Below are 23,121 nucleotides of genomic sequence, written 5' to 3'. Positions count from 1 at the left end.
CTGGTCACGTGTAGATCCCTTCGGTGAGGTAGACGGCGGCGTGGCGGGCGCGGGCGCGTACGGTCTCCAGGTCGTCGCCGAGGGCCGTCACGTGGCCGATCTTGCGGCCGGGGCGGACCTCCTTGCCGTAGAAGTGCACCTTGATCCCCGGGTCGTGGGCCATGACGTGCTCGTAGCGGGAGAAGATGTCCGGGTCGTCGCCGCCGAGCAGGTTGGCCATCACCACGACGGGGGCCGTCATGGCGGGCGAGCCGAGCGGCAGGTCGAGCACGGCGCGCAGGTGCTGCTCGAACTGGGAGGTGCGGGCGCCCTCGATGGTCCAGTGGCCGCTGTTGTGGGGGCGCATGGCCAGCTCGTTGACGACCATGCCGGACGCGGTCTGGAACATCTCGACCGCGAGCAGGCCGGTGACGTCGAGGTCGGTGGCGATCTGCAGCGCGATGCGCTGGGCCACCGCGGCGGCCTCGGGGTCGAGCCCGGGGGCGGGGGCGAGCACCTCGACGCAGATGCCGTCGCGCTGCACGGTCTCGACGACGGGGTAGCTGACGCCCTGGCCGTGCGGGGAGCGGGCCACCAGGACCGCGACCTCGCGCTCGAAGGCGACGTGCGCCTCGGCGATCAGCGGCACGCCGCTGCCCACGACCTCGGCGGCGTCGGCGGCGCTCCGGCAGACCCACACGCCCTTGCCGTCGTAGCCGCCCCTGGCCGCCTTGAGGACCACGGGCCAGCCGTGCTCGGCGGCGAAGGACTCGATGTCGGCGGTGGTGGCGATGCGGGCCCAGGCGGGGCAGGGGACGCCGATGGCGCTCAGGCGCTCGCGCATGACCGCCTTGTCCTGGGCGTGGACCAGGGCCTCGGCCCCCGGGTGTACGGCGGTGCCGTCGCCGGCCAGGGCGCGTACGTGCTCGGTGGGGACGTGCTCGTGGTCGAAGGTGACCACGTCGCAGCCCTTGGCCAGGTCGCGCAGGTCGTTGAGGTCGCGGTAGTCGCCCAGGCGGACGTCGGAGACGACGCGGGCCGCGCTCTCGCCGGGTGCTCCGGCCAGCACCCGGAGCTCGATGCCGAGGCCGATGGCGGCCTGCTGGGTCATCCGGGCCAGTTGCCCGGCTCCGATCATCCCTACGACGGGGCCTGTGACGTGCGTGTTGGGGCTGCTCACGAGCCTCCAGCCTACCCAAACCGCAACAGCGGTCAGCCGGTGGTCACGTCCGTCACCACCCTGCGGGACGCGACGGTGGACAGGGAGCCGTCCACGGCCACCCTGGTGGCCAGGATGAGCAGTTCGGTGCCGGTGATCCGGGAGGGCTTGGCGGTGCCGGTGAAGGCGCGCAGGTCGCGCTTGCCGTAGATGGGGTGGGCGGGCGTCTTGGCGCCGGAGCGGGGGCGCTGGCGGAAGGTGATCTCGACGGTGTGGAAGACGAGCGCGCCGCCGTCGGCCAGTGCCAGCGTACGGGCGGGCTCGTCGGCGGAGAGGTCCACGTCGGCGGTCAGCCGGTCGGGGCGTACGCGCGCGGGCCGGTCGCGTAACTCGTCGCGCAGGTCGCGCACCGGGTCGCCGGAGGGGAACGAGATGCCGGTCAGGCCCGCCGGGTCGGTGAGGTAGGACAGGTGGCTCTGCGGCACCAGCGTGGCCTGCACGGCCGCCGTCTCGGCGGGCCCGATGCCGGTCGGGGCGGCGTCGGGGGCCTCGCCGTCGAGCGGGAGCGCGCCCGCGACCAGCTTCCACCCGCCCTCGCGCCAGGCGAAGACCCAGTACGCCGGGTCGGGCTCGCGGGTCAGGGCGGCGAACCAGAGGTCGGCGGTCTCCTCGGCCGGGAACAGGAACACCGGGTCCTCGGGGGCGTCGAGCCGGGGGGCGGGCCGGCCCTTCCCGGCGGCGTCGCAGGCACGGCCGCCCAGGGTCCGTTCCGCCCCGGCGGTCAGGGCCCGCACGGTGTGGCAGTCGCGCTCGCGCCAGGCCCGTTCCAGCTCGCCGAGGAGGGTGTACGCCTCGGCGGCCTCGTCCTCGTCGAGGGTGCGCTCCTGGGTGGGCGCGGGGGGCGGGGGCGCAGTCTTGTCGATCTTGTCGATCTCGCCCGCCCGCGTGGCGCCGCATCCCGTGACCGCGAGCGCCGCGGCGGCGAGGGCGGTGAGGGCGAGCGTTCGACGCGGCAAGGGGTCCCCGTGGTGTCCTGGCCGTCCGTACGGCGGTCCCGAGTGCGCCTAGATTATCCGCTGAGAGCTCCCCATATCCCGTCAAAGACTGATATTTCGCGTGAGTGGGCCTGAGCAGCGGGAAGAAGCAGGACTATCCTCTCGACTGTGAGTGATCGGCCGGCCCCGCAGGGGCGAAGTGCGGCATTCGGGCGCGAAGGCCGGTCCTCACACCGGTAGCCTGAGGATGACCACTCGATGCTGTCAGCAGCGTCGCCGGCAGCGCAGCCGGGGCCGTCCCGCCTGCGAGAACCGAAAGGACCGTGCAGAAGTCGTGCAGCTCTTCCGGCGCGCCTACCGGCGTTTCGCGGTCCTGGTCCACGAGCTCGCCAAGTTCGGCACCATCGGCGCGCTGGCGTTCGTGATCGACTTCGGCGGCACCAACCTGCTGCGCTACGGCATCGGGCTCGGCCCGCTGAGCGCCAAGGCGATCGCGACCGTGGTGGCCGCGACCTTCGCCTACCTGGGCAACCGCTACTGGACCTGGCGCCACCGCGAGCAGAGCGGCCTGGCCAGGGAGTACATCCTGTTCTTCATCCTCAACGGCATCGGGCTGCTGATCTCGCTGCTGGTCATCGGGTTCGTCACCTACACGCTCAACCTGCACGACCCGATCAGCTACAACATCGCGCTGATCATCGGCACCGGGCTGGGCACGCTGTTCCGCTTCTGGTCCTACAAGAAGTGGGTGTTCCTGGAGCCCGAGCTGCCACCGGTGGCGCTCGCCGACGCCGAGGCCGCGCCGCGCGGCCGGTAAGCGCTCGGGCGCGGGCCGCCGCCCGTCAAATCCGTCACACCCGGCCGGTACGTACGGTATCGCCGGCCGTCAGGCCGGGCCGCTGACCACTCTGCGGCCGTTGCCGTCCACCGGCAACAGGAAGATCGCGAAGACCGCGGGCCGGGGGCGGACGAGTTCCAGCCGGCCGCCGTCGGCGGCGGCGAGGGCGCGGGCCAGGGTCAGGCCGAGGCCGGTGCCGCCGCGACCGCTGACGTTGCGCTCGAAGACCTTGGCCGCCAGGTCGTCCGGGATGCCGGGGCCCTGGTCGCCGACCTCGATCACGATCGACTTCTCGCCCTTGCTGGTGGACACCACCACCGGGCCGTCACCGTGCTCCAGGGAGTTCTCCAGCAGCGAGGAGACGACCTGGCCGAGCCCGCCCGGGGTGGCCATGGCGCGCAGGCCGCGGTCGCCGTCGAGCACGAGCTTGCGGCCGGCGCGCCGGAAGGCGGGCTCCCACTCGGTCACCTGCTGCACCAGGACGGTGTCGATGTCGATGGGCCGGGCCTGGGCGTGCCGCTGCCTGCGCGCGGCGGCGAGCAGTTCGTCGATCACCGCGGTGAGGCGCTCGGCCTGGACGATGGCCGCCTCGCCCTCCTCGCGGACGATGTCGGGCTGGTCGGCCGCCTCGACGATCTCCTCCAGGCGCATGGTGAGCCCGGTCAGCGGGGTGCGCAACTGGTGGGAGGCGTCGGTGGCGAACTCCCGCTCCCGGCTCAGCAGGTCGGAGATGCGGGTCGCGCTGCGGTCGAGGACCTCCGCGACCCGGTCGAGTTCCTGGATGCCGTAACGGTGCTTGCTCGGCCGGGCGTCGCCGGAGCCGAGCCGTTCGGCGATCATGGCGAGGTCCTGCAGCGGGAGGGTGAGCCGGCGGGACTGCACGATGGCGAGCCCGACGGCGACCGCGAGCGCCGCGGCGGCGAGCGCCACGATGAGCAGGAGCCGGGCGCGGACATCCTGCTCCACCTCACCTCGGTCACGGCTGACCTGGACCCACACCCCGCTCTCGGAGTGCGCGTCGGCGGTCATCTTGTGGTGGGCGATCGGTTCGGTGCCCACCATGGTGACTTTGGGGGGGTTACCACCCTCATACACCTGTATATAGCGATCCGGATAGTTCCGGGCTATCTGCTGGGGACTGATGGGTTCGTCCTGAATTCGGGCGTACTCGACCTCCCCGAGCAGGCGCCGGGCATCCGACTGCAGCTCCTGGCCGGCCTCGTCGACGATGAGCCTGCTGACGACGACGCCGAGAGGGACTCCCAGGAGCAGAACGGCGATGACCGCGACGACCAGGGTGGAGGACAGCAGTCGGCGGCGCATCCACTACTCGCGCTCGAAGCGGAAGCCGACCCCTCGCACCGTGGTGATGTACCGCGGCTTGGCCGCGTCGTCGCCCAGCTTGCGGCGCAGCCAGGAGATGTGCATGTCGAGCGTCTTGGTGGAACCCCACCAGTTGGTGTCCCACACTTCACGCATGATCTGCTCGCGCGTGACCACCTTGCCGGCGTCGCGCACGAGCACGCGCAACAGGTCGAACTCCTTTGTCGTGAGATGCAGCTCCTTGTCTCCCATCCAGGCGCGCCTGGAGTCGGCGTCGATGCGAACCCCCTGAACGACGGGGGTCTCGGACGTGCCGCGCCGCAGCAGCGCGCGTACGCGCGCCAGCAGCTCGGCCAGCCGGAAGGGCTTGGTGACGTAATCGTCGGCGCCGGCGTCTAGCCCGACCACGGTGTCCACCTCGTCCACCCGGGCGGTGAGGATCAGCACGGGCGTGCCGTGCCCCTCCGCGCGGATACGGCGGGCGACCTCCAGGCCGTCCATCTCCGGCAGTCCCAAATCCAGCACTATCAGATCGATTCCACCCGACAGCGCCCGCTCAAGCGCTTGCGGGCCGTCGGGGCTCACCTCAACCTGGTAGCCCTCTCGGCGCAGTGCGCGCGCCAAGGGCTCGGAGATCGAGGTGTCATCCTCGGCGAGAAGTACGCAGGTCATGGTGCGATCGTAGGACCTTAGGGGATCGTTTCCCGGGCACAGCGCGCGGTTTGACTCGTCATTGACCTATCCATTGGCATGGGCAAACACTGATAAATGACGGTTAGTCATCACGCAACGGTTCGAGTTTCAACGGTACAGGACGGGCCCCGCCGGGTACGGAGAGCAACGCCCCACCCTTTACGGCCCGCCGCTAATCCCCTACATATCCCCGCAGACCCATTTCAATCCGTGTCCGGCAGGCGTGTCGCGGCATCCCCCGCGATATCACTCCGCCCCGGGGCCCCTGCCCCTGCCCATGCCCATGCCCATGCCCATGCCCATGCCCGCCAGGATGCCGGGCCCACCCCGGCCGATCATCGTGGGCGGGCGCGTGCTCGGCAAGCTCATCCTCTGGGGACGCGCGCTCGGCGGGCGCGTGCTCCATGGGCCCGTGCTCCGCGGGCCCGTGCTCCATGAGCCCGTGCTCCACGGGCGCATCGCATGCTCGGCGGGCTCATCCTCTGGGGACGGCGTGCCGGGCTGCGGGGCGGCCACCGGGACCACGCCGGATGGCAGGAGCTCCAGGCCGCGAAGCAGCCGCCGATCTGGTCGTACCCGTGGCGGGCCAGGCCGCCCGAGGAGGTCGCGGCGTGGACCCGCTGCGCCGCCGCGACGCTCTCCTCGTCGTCCTCCTCCTCGTCGGCGTCGCCGTCGTAGGTGTGCGAGAGCACCAGGTGGCCGCGGGGCGACAGCCACTCCCTGGCGCGGGCGGCGATCCGCTCGGCCTCGGCGTCGCCGGGGACGGGAGTGCGGCACGGCCGCCGGCGGCACGGCTACGGGCGGGCGAAGTCGATGTGGGCGTGCGGGCGCGTGCCGCCGGGCCACCTGGTGCGTGTTGTCCTGCCTGGGCGGCCCCGCGCCGACGTCGATGAACTGGCGCACCCCCGCCTCGGCGAGGCGGCGTACGGCCCGGCCGGGGGAAGGCCCGGTTCGCGCGCGACGCTCGGCACGCCCGGATCGACCCCGGCCGGTAACCCCGCTCGGCCGGTCGGTGTCCAGCCGCGAGGGCTAGTCGTCGGACGAGCGCGGCCTGGCGTAGCGGGCGAGGTAGAGCTGCTCGCCCAGCGCCTCGATCAGGCCCAGCTCGGTTTCGAGGTAGTCGATGTGCTCTTCCTCGTTCTCCAGGATGTCCTCGAAGATCCGGGCCGAGGTGATGTCGCCCTTCTCGCGCATCAGCGTGATGGCCGGGCGCAGCCGCCGGATGACCCCGAGTTCGAGGTCGAGGTCGGCGCGGAGTTGCTCCTCGACGGTCTGGCCGATGTGCAGTGTGCCCAGGCGCTGGTAGTTGGGCAGCCCCTCCAGGAACAGGATGCGCTCGGTCAGCCGCTCGGCGTGGCGCATCTCCTCGAAGGACTCGGCCCGGGTGTGCTCGGCCAGCTTGGTGTAGCCCCAGTTCTCCTGCATCTTGGCGTGCAGGAAGTACTGGTTGATGGCGGTCAGCTCGGACGTGAGCTGCTCGTTGAGCAGTTCGATGATCTGCTTGTCGCCCTGCATCGGGGCCCCTCGTGCTATGCGGTCGGTGCTAGTTCCTCAGACCGCTTCAGCATCGCACAGATCTTCCGGACACATTGCGCGCAGTCCCCCCCTGCGCCCGTGGTGTCGCGAACCTGCCGCGCCGTACGGGCCCCGGCGGCGATGCAGTCGTGCACCTCGTTCTCGGTGACGGCTCGGCAGATGCAGACGTACATGCGGGGGTGGGACCTCTCACGACCGGCGAAGCATTAGGTTAGGCACACCTAAAGTACCTCACCGAGGTTAGCCTTGCCTATGTGAGCTGGCCCACACCCCCGCGTAACGTGCCAGGCTCAGTGGCCGCGGGCGATCCACTCGTCGAGGTGCGGGGCCTCGGCGCCGATCGAGGTGTCGGCGCCGTGGCCGGTGTGCACCACCGTGGCCTCCGGCAGGCTGAGCAGCCGCTCCCGGATCGACTCGATGATCGTGCCGAAGGAGGAGTACGACCGGCCGGTGGCGCCCGGCCCGCCCTGGAACAGGGTGTCGCCGGTGAACACCGCCCCGAGGTCGGGGGCGTACAGGCACACCGCGCCCGGCGCGTGCCCGGGGGTGTGCAGCACCTCCAGGCGCACGCCGCCCACGGTCAGCGCCTCGCCGTCGGCCAGCGGGGCGTAGCCGAGCTTCTCGCCGTACTCCATCTTCCACAGCACGTCGTCGTCGGGGTGCAGGCGGACGGTCGCGCCGGTGGCCTCGACCAGCCCGGCGGCGGCGTTGATGTGGTCGTTGTGCGCGTGGGTGCACACGACCGCCTTGATCCGGCGGCCGGCGACGGCGTCCAGGATCGCCCGCGCGTCGTGCGCGGCGTCGATGACCACGACCTCCTGGTCGTCGCCGACGATCCAGACGTTGTTCTCCACCTCCCAGGTGCCGCCGTCCAGCGAGAAGGTGCCGGACGTGACCACCCTCTCCACGCCGGTCACAGCACGACCACCGAGCGCAGCACGTCGCCGCGGTGCATCTTGGCGAACGCGTCCTCCACGTCGCCCAGGCCGATGCGCTCGCTGACGAAGCCGTCGAGGTTGAGCCGGCCCTGGAGGTAGAGGTCGATCAGCATCGGGAAGTCGCGGGTGGGCAGGCAGTCGCCGTACCAGGACGACTTCAGCGAGCCGCCGCGGCCGAAGACGTCCAGCAGCGGCAGCTCCAGGGTCATCTCCGGGGTCGGCACGCCGACCAGCACGACCGTGCCGGCCAGGTCGCGGGCGTAGAACGCCTGCTTGTACGTCTCGGGCCGCCCCACCGCCTCGATCACCACGTCGGCGCCGTGGCCGCCGGTCAGCTCACGCACGGCCTCCACCGGGTCGCTGGTGCGGGAGTTGATCGTGTGGGTGGCGCCGAAGTCGCGCGCCCACTCCAGCTTGCGATCGTCCACGTCGATGGCGATGATCTTGGCGGCGCCGGCCAGGGACGCGCCGAGCAGGGCGGCGTTGCCGACGCCGCCGCAGCCGATGACGGCCACGCTGTCGCCCCGGGTCACGTTGCCGGTGTTCAGCGCGGCGCCCAGCCCGGCCATCACGCCGCAGCCGAGCAGCCCCGCCACAGCGGGCTCGGCCCGCCGATCCACCTTGGTGCACTGCCCGGCGGCGACCAGGGTCTTCTCCACGAACGCGCCGATGCCGAGCGCGGCGCTCAGCTCGGTGCCGTCGGCGAGGGTCATCTTCTGCGCGGCGTTGTGGGTGTTGAAGCAGTACCAGGGACGCCCGCGCAGGCAGGCCCGGCACTCGCCGCACACCGCGCGCCAGTTGAGGATCACGTAGTCGCCCGGCTCGACCGAGGTCACGCCGGGGCCGACCGCCTCGACCACGCCCGCGGCCTCGTGGCCGAGCAGGAACGGGAACTCGTCGGTGATGCCGCCCTCGCGGTAGTGCAGGTCGGTGTGGCACACGCCGCACGCCTGGACGTTCACCACCGCCTCGCCCGGTCCCGGATCGGGGACCACCACGGTCTCCAGCGACACAGCCTCGCCCTTGCCCCGTGCGATCACGCCTCTGACTTCGTACGGCATGGCCCGTTCCTCACTTTCGTTGCCAACAGCAGCCATTGTGCCGCTAGAAACGTGATCAGGAACTCCGGCGTAGCACGTAGGGCTGAACCAGGCCCAGACCGCGGGCCGGGCGGCGGCGGATGCGGTGGACCTCCAGGCCGGGCGCGCCGCCCAGGGCCTGGGCCATGGCCTCGTCGATGACGATCGTGCCCGGCCTGGCGATGGCGGTCAGCCGGGCGGCCAGGTTGACCGTGGTGCCGAACACGTCGCCCATCATCGGCACGACCGGGCCGTAGGCCAGGCCGACGCGCAGGTCGGGGCCGGCGCCGCCGCGGCGTACGGCCTGGGCCAGGTCCAGGGAGAGCGCCGCCGCCACCTGGGGGTCGGGCGCGGTGAACAGCACCTCGTCGCCCAGGGTCTTGACCAGGCGGGCGCCGTGGGCGGCGATGACGTCGGCCGCCCGCGCCTCGAAGTCCTCCACCAGCCCGGCCAGGCCGTGCTCGTCGAGCTCCCGGGCGACCTGGGTGAACGACACCAGGTCGGCGAACCCGGCGGCGAGCGTGGGCCTGCCGGGCGCAGCCGGGGAGTCGAGGTCGGTGTTGGCGAGCAGGCGGGTGCCCGCGGCGCTGAGCTGGGCCCGCCACACGTGCACGAGCACCGACTCGAAGTCGGGCAGCAGCCGCGCGGCCGTGCCGAGCAGCCGGGCCAGCTCGGCGTCGCCGGGCGGGCGGCCCGAGGAGACGCGGTCGCCGTCGCCGATCAGCGCCTCGATCATGATCTCGGCCTGCCACTGGGCCAGCCTGGCGGTGGTCTGGCCGAGGGCCCGCGACATGCGGATCACCGCGCGCTCGTCGAGCAGCTTCTCATCCAGCATCGCGCGTACGCGCCGCAGCGCCCGCACGTCGGAGTCGGTGAACGCCACCGCGTCGTCGGCGAGCGTGGCGAAGCCGAGCGCGCGCCAGATCCGTTCGCTCAGGTGCTGGGGCACCCCCGACAGCGCGCTGACGTCGATGCGGGTGTACTTGGGCGTGTCACCGAGGAAGACCCTCTCGATGTCCTGCGTCGTGGGCCGTTCCATCGCAGGGGGTTCGTCTGATTCGTCCATCCCGTCCCTTCTCTCCCCAGGTCAGGAGACTACTCGGGACGGCCGCCGTCAACGCCCGTCGATGTCTCCGTCGGAGGCGTCCTCGACCAGGCGGAAGAGCTGGGCCCGCACCTCCTGGATCTTGGGGATGTCGCGCAGCGCGATCTGGCCGCGCTCCCCCGCCGACTCCACGGTGAGCGTGCCGCAGCCCAGGATGCGCTCCAGCACGGTCTGGTCGGAGCTGACCGTGTTGACCTTGGTCATCGGGATCTCGTCGGTGGACTTGTTCAGCACGCCGCTGCTGATCGTGAACCGGTGCGTGGTCAGCACGTACGCGGTGTTCTTCCACTTCAGATACGGCACGAACGACCAGATCGTGAGCAGGATGACCGCGACCACCGCGATGGCCAGCCGGGCGTACAGGGAGTACTCCCACTCGCCGGGGACGAAGTAGATGCCGGCCCCGGACGCGGCGACGATCAGCAGCAGGGCCAGGAACGGCCCGGCGAGCCGTTTCCAGTGCGGGTGGAAGGAGCTGACGCGCAGCTCCCCCTCGGTCAGATGATGATCGGGCAGACCCATGCGCCACATCGTGGCACGCCGCCGCCCGCCGCGTCACGGTTTGTGCGCGCCGCGTACATGGATGACGTCGCCCGCGCTCAGCGCCCGCTCGGCGCCCTCGGCCGGGTCGTCCGGCGCCACCAGGAGCTGCCCGAACGGGTCGATGCCGGTGGCCCGGCCGGTCAGGGCCCGGTCGCCGGGCAGCTCGACCCGCACCCGCGCGCCGACCGTGGCACTGCCGGCCAGGTAGGCCGCGCGCAGCCCGCTGGTGTCGGGGTCGCCGCCGTGCTCGGACCAGTCGCGGTAGTGCCGCTCGACCTCGCGCAGCACCGCGCGCAGCAGCGGGTCGCGGTCGGTCGAGGCGGCCTCCTCGATCGCCAGCGAGGTGGCGGTGGGCACCGGCAGCTCGTCGGCGCGCAGGGTCACGTTCAGCCCGATGCCGACGACCACGGCGTCGTCCACCCGCTCGGCGAGGATGCCGGCCAGCTTGCGCTCGCCGACGAGCAGGTCGTTGGGCCACTTCAGCCGGGCGTCCACCTCGGCCACCCGGCGTACGGCGCTGGCCGCGGCCACCCCGGTCAGCAGCGCCAGCCAGCCCTGCCGCGCGGGCGGCACGGTGGGCCGCAGCACGAAGGAGAAGGTCAGCGAGGCGCGGGGCGGCGCGGTCCAGGCGCGGCCCAGCCGCCCGCGACCCGCCGTCTGGGCCTCGGCCACGAGCACCGCGCCCTCGGAGACCCGCCCCTCCCGCACCGCCCGCGCCAGGTCGGCGTTGGTGGACCCGGTGCTGTCCACGACGGTGATCGAGGACCACAGGGAGCCGGGGCGGACCAGCGCGCGGGTCAGCGCCGCCGCGGACAGCGGCGGCCGGTCGAGGTCGGTGTACGGCGAGTCAGGCATGCGGCCATCCTCCCGCACCCGTGGGACACCCGTACCGGCAGGACACTCCTCAGCAGCAGGACACTCCTCAGCAGCAGGACAAGGCTCACCGGCGGGACAATGCTCACCGGCGGGACAATGGTCGTATGAGCGAACGCCTGGACCCGCGCATCCCCGACGACGCAGTGAGGCGGGTGAACCCGTGACGACCACGCACGACCGGCCGGGGCCGACCACGCGGGCCCGGGTGCGGGAGGTGACCCCGGGCGGGGCGCGCGACCGGCGCGACGACCTGGCCACCGAGGAGCCGCTGGAGATCCGGGTGCAGGCGGGCGCGGGCCCGGCCGCGCCGCGCCGCACGGTGGCGATCACCATGCGCACTCCCGGCGCCGACTTCGAGCTGGCCGCGGGCTTCCTGTACGCCGAGGGCGTGGCGCGGCCGGGCGACATCGCCGCCATCGGCTACTGCACCGACGAGGACGTGCCGCCCGAGGCCCGCTACAACACGGTGACCGTGCGGCTGGAGGCGTCCGCGCTGCCCGAGCTGCCGCAGCTCGACCGGCACTTCCTGACGTCGAGCGCCTGCGGGGTGTGCGGCACCGCGAGCATCGACGCGCTGCGCGCCCGCCGGCTCCCGCCGCTGCCGCCGCCCGGCGGGGAGCCGATCGCGCCCGAGGTCCTGTACTCCCTGCCCGAGCGCCTGCGGGCCGCGCAGAGCGTGTTCGGCAAGACCGGCGGCCTGCACGCGGCGGCCCTGTTCGACCGCACCGGCTCGCTGGTCGCGACCCGCGAGGACGTCGGCAGGCACAACGCGCTGGACAAGCTCGCCGGCTGGGCGCTGCTCGGCGGCCGGCTGCCGCTCGCCGGGCACGTTCTGCTGGTCAGCGGCAGGACCAGCTACGAGATCGTGCAGAAGGCCCTGGTCGCGGGCGCGCCGGTGGTGTGCGGCGTGTCCGCGCCGTCCTCGCTGGCCGTGGGGCTGGCCGCGGAGTTCGGCATGACGCTGATCGGCTTCCTGCGCGGCGAGCGGTTCAACATCTACGCCGGGCACGAGCGGGTCGCGGTGTGAGCCCGCTCAGCCGGTGTTCTGCAGCCCGGCCGCCACGCCGTTGACCGACAGCAGGAGCAGGGTGTTGAGCTGCTCGCGCTCCTGCTCGTCCAGCTCGTCACCGGCGCGCAGCGCGGCCAGGGCCCGGAGCTGGAGGTGCGAGAGCGCGTCCACGTACGGGTCGCGGAGCTGCACCGCGCGCGAGAGCACCCTGCGGTTCTCCAGCAGCCGGGAGTGGCCGGTCACGGTCAGCACCAGCCGCCGGGTCAGGTCGTACTCGGCCAGGACCTGGGCGCTGAAGTCCTCGCGCCCGCCCAGGGCGAGGTAGCGCTCGGCGATGGCCCGGTCGGTCTTGGCCAGCGACATCTCCACGTTGTCCAGCAGCGAGGCGAACAGCGGCCACTCGGCGTAGGCGGCCTGGAGCTCCTTGAGCCCGGCGCCGTCCTCGGCGGAGATCACGGCGTCGAGCCCGCTGCCCAGGCCGTACCAGCCGGGGAGGTTGACCCGGGTCTGCGCCCAGGCGAACACCCACGGGATCGCGCGCAGGTCGTCCAGGGAGCGCGGCGCGCCGAGGCCGCGGCGCGCGGGACGCGAGCCGAGCCGCAGCAGCCCGATCTCCTCCAGCGGGCTGACCAGGCCGAACCACTCGGGGAAGCCGGGGGCCTCGGTCAGCGCCCGGTAGGCGCGCTCGGAGGCGGTGGCGACGGTCTCGGCCAGGGCGCGGAAGCGGTCGGCGGCGACGGCCGTACGTTCCTCGACCGCGGGGGTGGAGGCCAGCAGCACCGCGTGGGTGACCTGCTCCATGTGCCGGCGGGCGATGGCGGCGTGGCCGTAACGGGCGAAGATGACCTCGCCCTGTTCGGTGACCTTGAACCGGCCGGACACCGAGCCGGGCGCCTGGGCGAGCACCGCCCGGTTGGCCGGGCCGCCGCCGCGCCCGAGCGCGCCGCCGCGGCCGTGGAACAGCGTCAGCCGGACGTCGTTGGCCCGCGCCCAGGCCGTCAGCGCCTCCTGCGCGTCGTACAGCTTGAGCGTGGCCGCGGCCGGGCCCAGCTCCTTGGCCGAGTCGGAGTAGCCGAGCATGACCTCAAGGCGGCGGTCGTTGGCGGCCAGCCTGGCCTGCACGGCGGGCAGCTCCAGCATGCCCGACAGCACCGACGGCGCGTTGGCCAGGTCCTCGCCCGACTCGAACAGCGGCACGACGTCGAGGACCGGCGCCCGGTCGCCGAGCGCGTGGGCGGCCAGCTCGTAGACCGCGGCGATGTCGCGGGCCGAGCGGGTGAACGACACGACGTAGCGGGAGCAGGCGGTGGTGCCGAACCGCTCCTGGATCCAGGCGATCACCCGGATCGTGGCCAGGACCTCCTCGGTGCGCTCGGACACCGCGCCCTTGGCGATCTCCTCCAGGGCGGCGGCGTGCACCTGGGAGTGCTGGCGCACCTCCAGCTCGGCCAGGTGGAAGCCGAAGGTCTCCACCTGCCAGATGAGATGCTGCAGCTCGCCGTACGCCTGGCGCGGCGCGCCGCCCTGCGCCAGCGACTCCTGGCACATCCGCAGGTCGGCCAGGAAGTCGGCGGGCGAGCGGTAGGCGAGGTCCATCTCGCGGCGGCGGGTCGCGGCGATCCTGGCGGCCAGGAACAGCAGCCACTGCCGGTGCGGCTCGCGCGGCGAGCGGGTGGCCAGCTCGGAGACCAGGTCGGGGTGGGCGTCCTCGGCCTCGGCGAGCGCGGCGCGCAGCGCCGGCGACGGCGGCGCGTACGTGCGCGCGACGGTCAGGCTGCGCCCGATGCGCGTGGTGGCGTTCTCCAGCGCGGTGAGCACGTGCTCGGCCTGGATCAGCATGGCCTGCCTGGTCACCGAGGCGGTGACGTTGGGGTTGCCGTCGCGGTCGCCGCCGATCCAGCTCCCGTAGCGGATGTAGGCCCGCGCCAGCGGCGGCCGGGACCCGGTGTCCAGGCCGAGCGCGGCGTCCAGCGACCGGTAGACGCTGGGCACCACCCGGAACAGGGTCTCGTCGAAGGCCGCCATGGCGGTGCGCACCTCGTCGAGCGGGTCGAGCTTGGTGTGGCGGAGCTGGGAGGTGCGCCAGAGCAGGTCGATCTCCTCCAGCAGCCGCCTGCGGGTCTCGGCGCGCTCGCCCGCCCCGCGCGCGGGCGCGTTGTACTCGGCGAGCTGGGTGCTGATCCGCTGGATCGCGGTGGCCACCGCGCGGCGGCGGGCCTCGGTCGGGTGGGCCGTCAGCACCGGGCGCAGCTCCAGCTCGCGCACCAGCTCGGCGGTGCGCTCGCGGCCGACCTCCGCCACCGCCGCGCCCAGCGACTCGGGCAGCGGCGCGGCGCCGGTGTCGCGCTCGCGCAGGATACGGATGCGATAGTGCTCCTCGGCCAGATTGGCCAGATGGAAGTAGCAGGTGAACGCGCGGGCGATCTGCACCGCCCGCTCCACCGGCCATTCGGCCGCCAGCGCGGCCACCTCGTCCACGCTGACCTCGCGCCGTCGCGCGGCGATGACCGCTTTACGCAGCCGCTCGACGTCGGCGAGGAGATCGGGACCGCCGTGTTCGGCGATCACCTGCCCGAGCAGCCCGCCGAGCAGCCGCACGTCGGCACGGAGCTCGTCGGGCATCTCGGTGACTGCGCTGTGGCGCCCCGCGGAGGAGCCTTCTGCCTGCTGAGAAGCGATGCCGCCCATGACTCGAAGGGTAGCGGGGCGCTCTGTGAAGCTGGATACCGGTCTCACCAATTGGACTAGACCATTGGCTGAACAGCGGGAATACCCTCGGCTACGACGGCTTGGAGACGGCCTCCAGGATGTCGGGCAGGCGGGCGTAACCGAGGTCGGCCCCCAGCCGCCGCCCGGCCCAGGCGACGGCGGCGCCGTACGGGACGGCCAGGACGCTGAGCCAGGAGATCCCGAGCAGCACCGGCAGCGCGACCGGCAGCACCAGGACGCCACTGGCGATCATGGCGCCGAAGGACCCGGCGAAGGCGATGCCGCCCTGGCCCGGGGCCGCGCCGGTGAAGGCGTTCATCCGCTCCGGGACCGTGTACGGGAAGACCACGCTGGTGACCGCGCCGGTCCCGAGCGTGACCCCGAGCACCCCGTACGCGGTGAGCGCGCCGGGCACGGCGGAGAGCGGGTCGCCGGCGAGCACCGCGGAGATGACCGCGAGCGCGGTCAGCAGCGGCACCGCGATCAGCGCGACCGCGAGGTGGCGGCCCGCCAGGTCGGTGCGCAGGGCGCGCGGGGAGCCGTGCACGACGGCGTTCATCCACAGCGAGCGGCCGTCGATGCCGAAGGAGTTGCACGCCTGCATGCCGACCATGAGGGCGCCCAGCGCCGCCGGGCCGATCGCCGCGAACGCGCCGCCGGGACCGTCGTCACCGCCGAAGCTGAAGGACAACAGGACGGTCACGCCGACCGCGGCCATCCAGCCCACCCGTCCGCGCGGCTCGCGCCGTGCGTACTTCAGCTCCTTGGTCACCACGGCGGCCAGGGGACCGTCGGGCAGCAGGCCGGCCAGGCCGCGACCGCGGGTCCGGCGCACGGTGGCGGCCTGGGTGGAGGCGTCGGGGCGGACCAGCGCCGCCCGCAGCGCGACGATCCACAGCCAGGCCAGCCCGGCGACGAGCAGGGCGAGGAAGACCAGCTCGGCGACCGCGACGAGGCCGCCATCGGTGATCGCGTGCGCGGCCATGCCGGGCGGGGTCCAGCGCAGCACCGCCGCGGTGTCGTGCAGCACCGCGCCCAGGTCGCCGTCCACGCCCCGGTTGACGAGCAGGTTGGGCAACTGGGCGGCCAGCACGACGAAGACCATGCCGACCGCGAGCAGGTCGCGCCCGCGCCTGCTGCGCAGCACGCCGGACAGCGAGGTGGTGACCAGCCGCGAGACCACCACGCACAGCGCGAACTGCAGCACCACAGCGACGACGCCGAGCAGCACGCCGCCCACGCCGCCGGGCAGTCCGATGACCGCGCCGGCCATGATCACCAAGGAGGCCAGCGGCCACGGGCCGGTGACCGAGCCGGCGAACATGCCGATCATGAGCTGGCGGGTGCGCAGCGGCAGCAGCGCCAGCTTGGCCGGGTCGAGCGTGTCGTCCAGGCCGAAGGCCAGCAGCGGCACCACGGTCCAGCCGAGCAGGAACACCGTGAACACGACCACGCCCAGGTCGGCGGCCACCGCACGGTCGGGGACGATGCGCAGCAGGGCCAGCAGCACGAACCCGAGCACGGCCACGCCCGCCGCGACGATCAGGGTGAAGGCGAAGCCGAGCTTGCGCGCCGTGTCGCCGCGCACGTTGCCGGCCACCAGGCGCAGCTTGAGCCGGACGAACAGCCGGAACGTCTCGGCCGCGCCCAGCGGGGTGAACGCCTGCCCGGCCTGCCGCGTCACGCCGAGGTCGAGCCCGGCCATGCCGTCCCCTCCTTTCCGCCCGCCGCCCGCCGCACCACGCGGAGGTCGAGCCCGGCCATGCCGCCCCCTCCTGTCCGCTCCGTTCCGCCCGCCGCCCGCCGCACCACGCGGAGGTCGAGCCCTCCTGTCCGCGCCGTTCCGCCCGCTGCCGGCCCCACTAGGCGGAGGTCGAGCCGAGCCACGCCAGCCCCTCCCCTTCGCCCGAGTCGCGCCCGGCCCCGACGAGGTCCAGGAACGCCTGGTTCAGGCTGCGCTCGCCGCGTACCTCGGCGAGCGGGCCCTGCGCCACGATCTGGCCCCGGCTCATCACCGAGACCCAGTCGCACAGCCGCTCGACCAGGTCCATCACGTGGCTGGAGAAGATCACGGTGGAGCCGGAGGCCGTGTAGCGGCGCAGCACCTCGACCAGCGTGTTGGCGCTGACCGGATCGACGCCCTCGAACGGCTCGTCGAGGAACAGCACGGCCGGGTTGTGCAGCAGCGCCGCGGCCAGGCCGATCTTCTTGCGCATGCCGGTGGAGTAGTCGACCACGAGCTTGTCGGCGGAGTCGAGGAGGTCCATGACCGTCAGCAGCTCCTCGGCGCGGCGGGCGACCTCGTCGCGCGGGATGCCGCGGAGCTGCCCGTTGTAGGCCAGCAGCTCGCGCCCCGACAGCCGTTCGAACAGCCGCAGCCCTTCGGGCAGCACGCCGATGCGCGACTTGACCAGCACCGGATCGCGCCAGACGTTGACCCCTTCGACCTCGATGAGCCCGCCGTCGGGCCGGAGCAGGCCGGTGATCATGCTCAGCGTCGTGGTCTTGCCCGCGCCGTTGGGCCCGACGAGCCCGGCGAAGCTGCCCTTGGGAACCACGAGATCGACCCCGCCGACCGCCACCTGCTGCCCGAAGCGCTTGAAAAGTCCCTGTGTGCGCACCGAATCGGCCATGTGCCCCTCTCCGCCGGATTTGCCGTAACCCCGGCTCCCATTCCTACAACGAACCGCGGCCCCCTGCGGTGCCGGTGATAAGGAGGCGGTTATCGTCGTGCCATGAGCGCAGAGCCCGTCCCCGGTTCGGCCGGCACTCCCGGCACTCCTGACGGCATCGACATTCACACCACGGCCGGCAAGATCGCCGACCTGGAGCGGCGCGTCTACGAGGCGGCGCACGCCGGGTCCGCGCGGGCGGTGGAGAAGCAGCACGCCAAGGGCAAGATGACCGCCCGCGAACGGCTGGAGGCGTTCCTCGACGAGGGCAGCTTCGTGGAGTTCGACGAGTTCGCCCGGCACCGCTCCACCAGCTTCGGCCTGGACCGCGAGCGACCCTACGGCGACGGCGTCGTCACCGGCTACGGCACCGTGGACGGCCGCCCGGTCGCGGTGTTCGCGCAGGACTTCACGGTCTTCGGCGGCTCGCTCGGCGAGGTGTTCGGCGAGAAGATCGTCAAGGTCATGGACCACGCGCTGAAGACCGGCTGCCCGATGATCGGCATCAACGACTCCGGCGGCGCGCGCATCCAGGAGGGCGTGGTCAGCCTGGGCCTGTACGCCGAGATCTTCAAGCGCAACGTGCACGCCTCCGGCGTCGTGCCGCAGATCTCGCTGATCATGGGCCCGTGCGCGGGCGGCGCGGTCTACAGCCCCGCGCTGACCGACTTCGTGCTCATGGTGCAGGAGAAGTCGCACATGTTCATCACCGGCCCCGACGTGATCAAGACGGTCACGGGCGAGGAGGTGACCTTCGAGGAGCTGGGCGGCGCGCACACCCACAACTCCAAGTCCGGCGTGGCCCACTACGAGGCCGTGGACGAGCAGGACTGCCTCGACTTCGCCAAGGCGCTGCTGTCGTACCTGCCCAGCAACAACATGGACGAGGCGCCGGTCTTCGACGCCGACCCGGTGATGGAGATCACCGACGAGGACCGCGAGCTGGACACCCTGATCCCCGACTCCCCCAACCAGCCCTACGACATGCGCCAGGTGATCGAGCACGTCCTCGACGACGCCGAGTTCCTGGAGGTGCACGCCGGGTTCGCGCCGAACATCGTGGTCGGCTTCGGCCGGGTCGAGGGCCGCTCGGTCGGCGTGGTCGCCAACCAGCCGATGAGCCTGGCGGGCACGCTGGACATCGCCGCCTCGGAGAAGGCCGCCCGGTTCGTCCGCACCTGCGACGCCTTCAACATCCCGGTGCTGACGTTCGTGGACGTCCCCGGCTTCCTGCCCGGCACCGACCAGGAGTGGAACGGCATCATCCGGCGCGGCGCCAAGCTGCTGTACGCCTACGCCGAGGCCACCGTGCCGCTGGTCACGGTGATCACCCGCAAGGCGTACGGCGGGGCGTACGACGTCATGGGGTCCAAGCACCTCGGCGCGGACATCAACCTGGCCTGGCCGACGGCGCAGATCGCGGTCATGGGCGCCCAGGGCGCGGTCAACATCCTGTACCGGCGCGAGCTGGCCGCCGCCTCCGATCCCGACGCCGAGCGGGCCCGGCTCATCACCGAGTACGAGGACACGCTGGCCAACCCGTACCTCGCGGCCGAGCGCGGCTACGTGGACGCGGTCATCCACCCCTCGGCGACCAGGCTGCACATCGTCAAGGCGCTGCGCGCGCTGCGCAACAAGCGACGCACACTGCCGCCCAAGAAGCACGGCAACATCCCGCTATAAAAGGAGAAGGTGCGGATGACGGATAAAGAGCCACCGCGGTTGCGGATCGTCCGCGGTGACGCCACGCCGGAGGAGATCGCGGCCCTCGTGATCGCCCTCGCCGCACGGGGCCCCGCCCCGGCCGGCCGCAACACACCTGCCGAAACGCCGAGCCCGTGGCGCGATCCTGCGCGTAGGATGCGTAAGCCCTTGGCGCACGGGCCCGGCGCCTGGCGGAACTCCGCTCTCCCGATTTAGACCAGATGCGTCCCGGGATTGGGGTGTCAAGTTCCCCAAGTGTTGGGACTATCTAGAAATGGGCGAATATAGTCAGCCGATCACCTAGTTACCGAGGCCTGGAGGACGACATGGCCACCCCGGACCTCAAGCCACACCCTGTGGCGGCCAAGTACACCGTCCTGGTAGACGTCGGCTACCTGTACGCGGCGGCGGGCGAAGTGATCCTGGGGGCCAAGGAGCGCAAGGAGTACCGTGTCGCGGCCGACGAGTTGATCCAGGCGCTGCAGAAACACGCCGAGGAACGCATCCCGGGCGAGTTGCTGCGGATCTACTGGTACGACGCCGCGCGCGACAGGGTGCCCACCGTTGACCAGAGAGTGATCGCCCAGCTCCCCTGGGTCAAGGTGCGGCTTGGCAACCTCAACGCGCGCGGCCAGCAGAAGGGCGTCGACGCCCAGATAAGGAGTGACCTGGAGGCGCTGGCCAGGCACCACGCGGTGAGCGACACGGTCCTGCTGGCGGGTGATGAGGACATGGTGCCGGCGGTGGAGGCCGCCCAGGCGTACGGCGTGCGGGTGCACCTGTGGGGCGTCGAGCCGCCCTACGGCACCAACCAGGCCGAGCGGCTGGTCTGGGAGGCCGACACGGTCGAGGTGATCAGCGCCGACTTCCTGCGCCCGTACTTCAGCCGCACCCCGCAGGCGGTGCCGGCGGCCCCCGCCACCCCCTCGCCGGCCCAGGTGTTCGCGGGCCGCACGGCGATGGGCGCCAAGCCGCCGGTCAAGACCGGCCAGGTGGCCAAGCTCGGCCCGAGCCGCCCGCACGTCGAGGAGGTCGGCGAGCACGTCGCGCAGAAGTGGATCCTCACCCGGGGCCGCGACAACATCCGCGACCTGCTGCCCGGCCCGATCCTGCCCACGGTCATCGACACCGAGCTGCTCATCGAGGCCGAGAAGGAGCTGGGCCACTCCCTGCGCCCCTACCCGGAGGCCCGGGTGTGGCTGCGCGACGGCTTCTGGGCCCGGGTGTACCGGGAGTTCGACCTGGGCGTCGGCGTGTCGTCCAAGTGACCCCGCCCTGAGGTCCGATTCCCGCCAGTCGTCCGTATTGAGGTGCGCATAGCCTCGTTGGCATGAGCACGGAGACCACGACGGCAGGGCTCGACTTCGACGCCTGCTACCGCGCCGTCTCGGCGCGGGACCCTCGCTTCGACGGCCGCTTCTACACGGCGGTCACCACCACGAAGATCTACTGCCGCCCGATCTGCCCGGCCCGCACCCCCGACGCGCGCAACGTGCGCTTCTACCCGCACGCCGCGATGGCCGAGGCCGCGGGTTTCCGCCCGTGCAAGCGCTGCCGCCCGGAGATCAGCCCCGGCGACCCGGGCTGGGACTACCGGGGCGACCTGGTGGGCCGGGCGCTCCGGCTCATCGACGAGGGGGTGGTGGACGACGGCGGGGTGGCCGCGCTGGCCCTGCGCCTGCACATCACCGAACGCCACCTGCACCGCCTGTTCACCGCCGAGCTGGGCGTCGGCCCGCTCGCGGTGGCCCGCACCAAGCGGCTGCTGCTGGCCAAGCAGCTTCTCACCGAGACCGCACTGCCGGTCACCGACGTCGCCTTCGCGGCGGGCTTCGGCAGCGTGCGCCAGTTCAACGCCACCATGAAGGAGCGCTACGGCTTCTCCCCCACCGAGCTGCGCGCCACCGCCGCGATCCGCCGCCCCGCCGCGACGCCCGACGCCGGCCCGGCCGGGACGCCCGACGCCGGCCCGGCCGCCCTGACGCTGCGCCTGCACTACCGCCCGCCGCTGGAGGCGGAGGCGCTGCTGTCCTTCCTGGCCGAGCACGCGATCCCGGGGCTGGAGCGCGTGGACGGCGCCGGCTACACCCGGTTCGTCCGCGGCGGCTCGATCGCGCTGGCCCCGCGGCGCGACCACATCGCCCTGGTCGCCCGGGTGGCCGACACCCGCCACCTGGCCAGGATCGTCGCCCGCGCCCGCCGCCTGCTCGACCTGGACGCCGAGCCCGGCGCCATCGCCGACGCGCTGGGCGGCACCGCGCTGGCCCCCCTGATCGCCAAGGCGCCTGGCCTGCGCCTCCCGGGTGCCTGGGACGGCCTGGAGCAGGCGATCCGCATCCTGCTGCCGGCCCGTCTCCTGCCCGGCCTGCTCGTCCCCGACCCCGGCGGCGCGGCGGGCTCCGCCGTCTTCCCCGACGCGCGGGAGCTGGCGGCGCTGGACCTCGCCGGGCGCGGGGTGCCCGAGCCGTACGCGCGGACCGTGCGGGCGCTCACGGGCAGGGTGCTCGACGGGGAGATCGACCTGGACGGGGCGCAGGAGCCCGCGCAGGCGGTCGATCGGCTGCTGCGGGTGCCCGGCGTCACCCCGCAGGCCGCGAGCCGTATCGCGATGCGGGCCCTGCGCGACCCGGACGCCTGGCCCGACGGCGATCCCGGCCTGGCCGCCGCGATGGCGCGGCTGGGCATCCCCGCGGACCACATCGAGCGCTGGCGCCCCTGGCGCGCCTACGCCGCGATCCACCTCTGGAGGTCATGATGATCGACGCGCAGACATTCCCCACCCCGGCCGGCGAGCTGTCGGTCCTGGTCCGCGACGGCGTGGTGGTGGCGGCGGGCTTCACCGCCGAACCCAAGGAGCTGTTCGCCCGGCTCTCGCCCGAGTTGCGGGCGGAGGGGCTGGCCGTGGTGGACGACCTGGGCGCGCCGGCCCGCGCCGTACGGGCGTACCTCGACGGCGACCTGACCGCGCTGGACGCGATCCCGGTGCGGCAGCCCGGCTCGCCGATCCGGCAGCGGCTGCTCACGGCGCTGCGCGCGGTGCCCGCCGGCACCACGGTCACGTACGCCGAGCTGGCCGAGCGCGCCGGCCTGCCGCGCGGGGCCGCCCGTGCCGCGGGCACGGCCTGCTCGCAGAACCTGGTCGCCCCGTTCGTCCCGTGCCACCGGGTGCTGCCCGCCTCGGGGCGCGTGGGCGCGTACTACTACGGCACGCCGGTCAAGGAGTGGCTGCTGGCCCACGAGTCCTGACGGATTCCGAGAGGCCCGAGGGCCCGCTTTCGGAGGCGTCCGAACGGCCCGGCACCGAGTGCCGGGCCGTTTCGCATGCCGTCAGTACACGGGCGGCTCCTCGCGGGCGCGCAGCTCGTTGACGACCTGGCAGGCGTTGTGGACCGGGTCGAACTCGTTGATATGCGCGGCGGCGCGCAGCAGCGTGGCGCGGAAGTCGTTCATCTCGCTCTCGTCGAGCCCGCCGAGGACGTGCCGCTCCACGTGGCGGAAGACCTCCTGACGGCGCTCCCACAGCGTGCGGCCCTTGTCGGTGGCGACGATGCGGCGGCTGCGCCGGTCGGCGGGGTCGGGACGGCGCTCGACGTACCCCTCTCGTTCGAGGTCGTCGAGCAGGTAGGTCAGCACGGTGCGGTCGATGCCGATGCGCTGGGCGAGCGCGCCCTGGTTGGGGGAGAGCTCGCGCACCGCGGCGTCGATCACCAGGTAGCCGCGGGGGCCGCCGGGCAGGTCGTCCACCGCCGCCTCCGCCGCCTTGACGAACGCGCGGTACAGCACACCGAGCGCCCAGCCCAGGTCGCCGTCGAGCCCGGCTTCCCCCCGGCCGGCCACGGGGGCGCTGGAAACACCGCCACTACTCCCCATGCTGTCACGATACCAGATCAGCGGCCCTCCATATGTTCTGCTTGACAACACATCTATGCTACAAAACATATCCGGGACAACACGTCCCCGTAC

Annotated in this window: 23 protein-coding genes; 8 read left to right on the top strand and 15 right to left on the bottom strand. The window is 72.7% G+C overall.

Annotated features, from left to right (window positions below):
* Positions 1-4: 4 nt before the first annotated feature.
* Together HNP84_RS21890 and HNP84_RS21885 are read right to left on the bottom strand one after the other, a co-directional pair.
* The gene (locus tag HNP84_RS21890) at positions 5-1,159 is read right to left on the bottom strand and encodes a 5-(carboxyamino)imidazole ribonucleotide synthase (protein ID WP_312925429.1); all 1,155 of its coding nucleotides are present in this window, start codon (positions 1,157-1,159) and stop codon (positions 5-7) included.
* A 32-nt stretch (positions 1,160-1,191) separates the two neighbouring features.
* The gene (locus HNP84_RS21885) at positions 1,192-2,154 is read right to left on the bottom strand and encodes a DUF8094 domain-containing protein (protein WP_185051652.1); all 963 of its coding nucleotides are present in this window, start codon (positions 2,152-2,154) and stop codon (positions 1,192-1,194) included.
* A gap of 313 nt (positions 2,155-2,467) precedes the next feature.
* Here HNP84_RS21885 and HNP84_RS21880 point away from each other — a divergent pair, with 313 nt between their 5' ends.
* Positions 2,468-2,950, top strand: coding sequence for a GtrA family protein (locus HNP84_RS21880; protein ID WP_312925427.1), 483 nt, complete (start codon positions 2,468-2,470; stop codon positions 2,948-2,950).
* A 69-nt stretch (positions 2,951-3,019) separates the two neighbouring features.
* On the opposite strand, the gene HNP84_RS21875 is transcribed toward HNP84_RS21880, so the two are convergent.
* Together HNP84_RS21875 and HNP84_RS21870 are read right to left on the bottom strand one after the other, a co-directional pair.
* Positions 3,020-4,294 (bottom strand): ATP-binding protein, encoded by a 1,275-nt coding sequence (locus tag HNP84_RS21875; RefSeq protein ID WP_185051650.1) that lies wholly within the window; start codon positions 4,292-4,294, stop codon positions 3,020-3,022.
* Between the two features lie 3 nt (positions 4,295-4,297).
* A complete protein-coding gene (locus HNP84_RS21870; RefSeq protein WP_012888073.1) occupies positions 4,298-4,966 on the bottom strand; it encodes a response regulator transcription factor in 669 nt (222 codons plus the stop codon).
* Positions 4,967-5,449: 483 nt separating this feature from the next.
* Here HNP84_RS21870 and HNP84_RS53270 point away from each other — a divergent pair, with 483 nt between their 5' ends.
* The gene (locus HNP84_RS53270) at positions 5,450-5,665 is read left to right on the top strand and encodes a hypothetical protein (protein ID WP_246518477.1); all 216 of its coding nucleotides are present in this window, start codon (positions 5,450-5,452) and stop codon (positions 5,663-5,665) included.
* Positions 5,666-6,016: 351 nt separating this feature from the next.
* Here HNP84_RS53270 and bfr read toward each other — a convergent pair whose 3' ends face one another.
* The 7 genes from bfr to HNP84_RS21830 all read right to left on the bottom strand — a co-directional run bounded on the left by bfr (position 6,017) and on the right by HNP84_RS21830 (position 11,043).
* A complete protein-coding gene (gene bfr, locus HNP84_RS21860) occupies positions 6,017-6,502 on the bottom strand; it encodes a bacterioferritin (protein WP_185051649.1) in 486 nt (161 codons plus the stop codon).
* A 14-nt stretch (positions 6,503-6,516) separates the two neighbouring features.
* A complete protein-coding gene (locus tag HNP84_RS21855; protein ID WP_185051648.1) occupies positions 6,517-6,696 on the bottom strand; it encodes a (2Fe-2S)-binding protein in 180 nt (59 codons plus the stop codon).
* 117 nt (positions 6,697-6,813) lie between these two features.
* Positions 6,814-7,431, bottom strand: a complete 618-nt coding sequence (locus tag HNP84_RS21850; protein WP_185051900.1) for an MBL fold metallo-hydrolase — start codon at positions 7,429-7,431, stop codon at positions 6,814-6,816.
* Between the two features lie 5 nt (positions 7,432-7,436).
* Positions 7,437-8,522: an S-(hydroxymethyl)mycothiol dehydrogenase gene (locus tag HNP84_RS21845; RefSeq protein ID WP_185051647.1), complete on the bottom strand. Its 1,086-nt coding sequence runs from the start codon at positions 8,520-8,522 to the stop codon at positions 7,437-7,439.
* Between the two features lie 55 nt (positions 8,523-8,577).
* Positions 8,578-9,606, bottom strand: coding sequence for an adenylate/guanylate cyclase domain-containing protein (locus HNP84_RS21840; RefSeq protein WP_246518476.1), 1,029 nt, complete (start codon positions 9,604-9,606; stop codon positions 8,578-8,580).
* A gap of 48 nt (positions 9,607-9,654) precedes the next feature.
* The gene (locus tag HNP84_RS21835; protein ID WP_185051646.1) at positions 9,655-10,167 is read right to left on the bottom strand and encodes a PH domain-containing protein; all 513 of its coding nucleotides are present in this window, start codon (positions 10,165-10,167) and stop codon (positions 9,655-9,657) included.
* Positions 10,168-10,200: 33 nt separating this feature from the next.
* On the bottom strand, positions 10,201-11,043 hold the full coding sequence (locus tag HNP84_RS21830; protein ID WP_185051645.1) for a biotin--[acetyl-CoA-carboxylase] ligase: 843 nt from the start codon (positions 11,041-11,043) through the stop codon (positions 10,201-10,203).
* Positions 11,044-11,224: 181 nt separating this feature from the next.
* On the opposite strand from HNP84_RS21830, the gene fdhD reads away from it, so the two are divergent.
* Positions 11,225-12,091: a formate dehydrogenase accessory sulfurtransferase FdhD gene (gene fdhD, locus HNP84_RS21825; RefSeq protein ID WP_312925420.1), complete on the top strand. Its 867-nt coding sequence runs from the start codon at positions 11,225-11,227 to the stop codon at positions 12,089-12,091.
* Positions 12,092-12,097: 6 nt separating this feature from the next.
* On the opposite strand, the gene HNP84_RS21820 is transcribed toward fdhD, so the two are convergent.
* The 3 genes from HNP84_RS21820 to HNP84_RS21810 all read right to left on the bottom strand — a co-directional run bounded on the left by HNP84_RS21820 (position 12,098) and on the right by HNP84_RS21810 (position 17,415).
* Entirely contained in the window at positions 12,098-14,761 is a 2,664-nt protein-coding gene (locus HNP84_RS21820) for a phosphoenolpyruvate carboxylase (protein WP_185051643.1), read from the bottom strand.
* 91 nt (positions 14,762-14,852) lie between these two features.
* A complete protein-coding gene (locus tag HNP84_RS21815; protein ID WP_185051642.1) occupies positions 14,853-16,487 on the bottom strand; it encodes a hypothetical protein in 1,635 nt (544 codons plus the stop codon).
* A gap of 157 nt (positions 16,488-16,644) precedes the next feature.
* Entirely contained in the window at positions 16,645-17,415 is a 771-nt protein-coding gene (locus HNP84_RS21810; protein WP_185051641.1) for an ABC transporter ATP-binding protein, read from the bottom strand.
* Positions 17,416-17,517: 102 nt separating this feature from the next.
* Here HNP84_RS21810 and HNP84_RS21805 point away from each other — a divergent pair, with 102 nt between their 5' ends.
* From HNP84_RS21805 to HNP84_RS21785, 5 genes are all read left to right on the top strand, one after another.
* On the top strand, positions 17,518-19,137 hold the full coding sequence (locus HNP84_RS21805) for an acyl-CoA carboxylase subunit beta (protein ID WP_185051640.1): 1,620 nt from the start codon (positions 17,518-17,520) through the stop codon (positions 19,135-19,137).
* Between the two features lie 15 nt (positions 19,138-19,152).
* Entirely contained in the window at positions 19,153-19,374 is a 222-nt protein-coding gene (locus tag HNP84_RS21800; protein ID WP_185051896.1) for an acyl-CoA carboxylase subunit epsilon, read from the top strand.
* A gap of 110 nt (positions 19,375-19,484) precedes the next feature.
* Positions 19,485-20,426 (top strand): NYN domain-containing protein, encoded by a 942-nt coding sequence (locus HNP84_RS21795; RefSeq protein ID WP_185051639.1) that lies wholly within the window; start codon positions 19,485-19,487, stop codon positions 20,424-20,426.
* 62 nt (positions 20,427-20,488) lie between these two features.
* The gene (locus HNP84_RS21790; protein WP_185051638.1) at positions 20,489-21,913 is read left to right on the top strand and encodes a bifunctional transcriptional activator/DNA repair enzyme AdaA; all 1,425 of its coding nucleotides are present in this window, start codon (positions 20,489-20,491) and stop codon (positions 21,911-21,913) included.
* Positions 21,910-22,404 carry a methylated-DNA--[protein]-cysteine S-methyltransferase gene (locus HNP84_RS21785; protein WP_246518474.1) on the top strand — a complete coding sequence of 165 codons (495 nt, stop codon included), beginning with the start codon at positions 21,910-21,912 and terminating at the stop codon, positions 22,402-22,404. Before HNP84_RS21790 ends, HNP84_RS21785 begins: the two co-directional genes overlap by 4 nt.
* Positions 22,405-22,485: 81 nt before the next feature.
* Here HNP84_RS21785 and HNP84_RS21780 read toward each other — a convergent pair whose 3' ends face one another.
* Positions 22,486-23,028 carry a MarR family winged helix-turn-helix transcriptional regulator gene (locus HNP84_RS21780; RefSeq protein ID WP_185051637.1) on the bottom strand — a complete coding sequence of 181 codons (543 nt, stop codon included), beginning with the start codon at positions 23,026-23,028 and terminating at the stop codon, positions 22,486-22,488.
* Between the last annotated feature and the right edge of the window lie 93 nt (positions 23,029-23,121).

This window comes from Thermocatellispora tengchongensis, from assembly GCF_014202315.1.
GTDB classification, from domain to species: Bacteria; Actinomycetota; Actinomycetes; order Streptosporangiales; family Streptosporangiaceae; genus Thermocatellispora; species Thermocatellispora tengchongensis.
The sequence above is the reverse complement of the archived record's forward strand: the minus strand, read 5'-3'. Positions and strand labels throughout refer to the sequence as shown.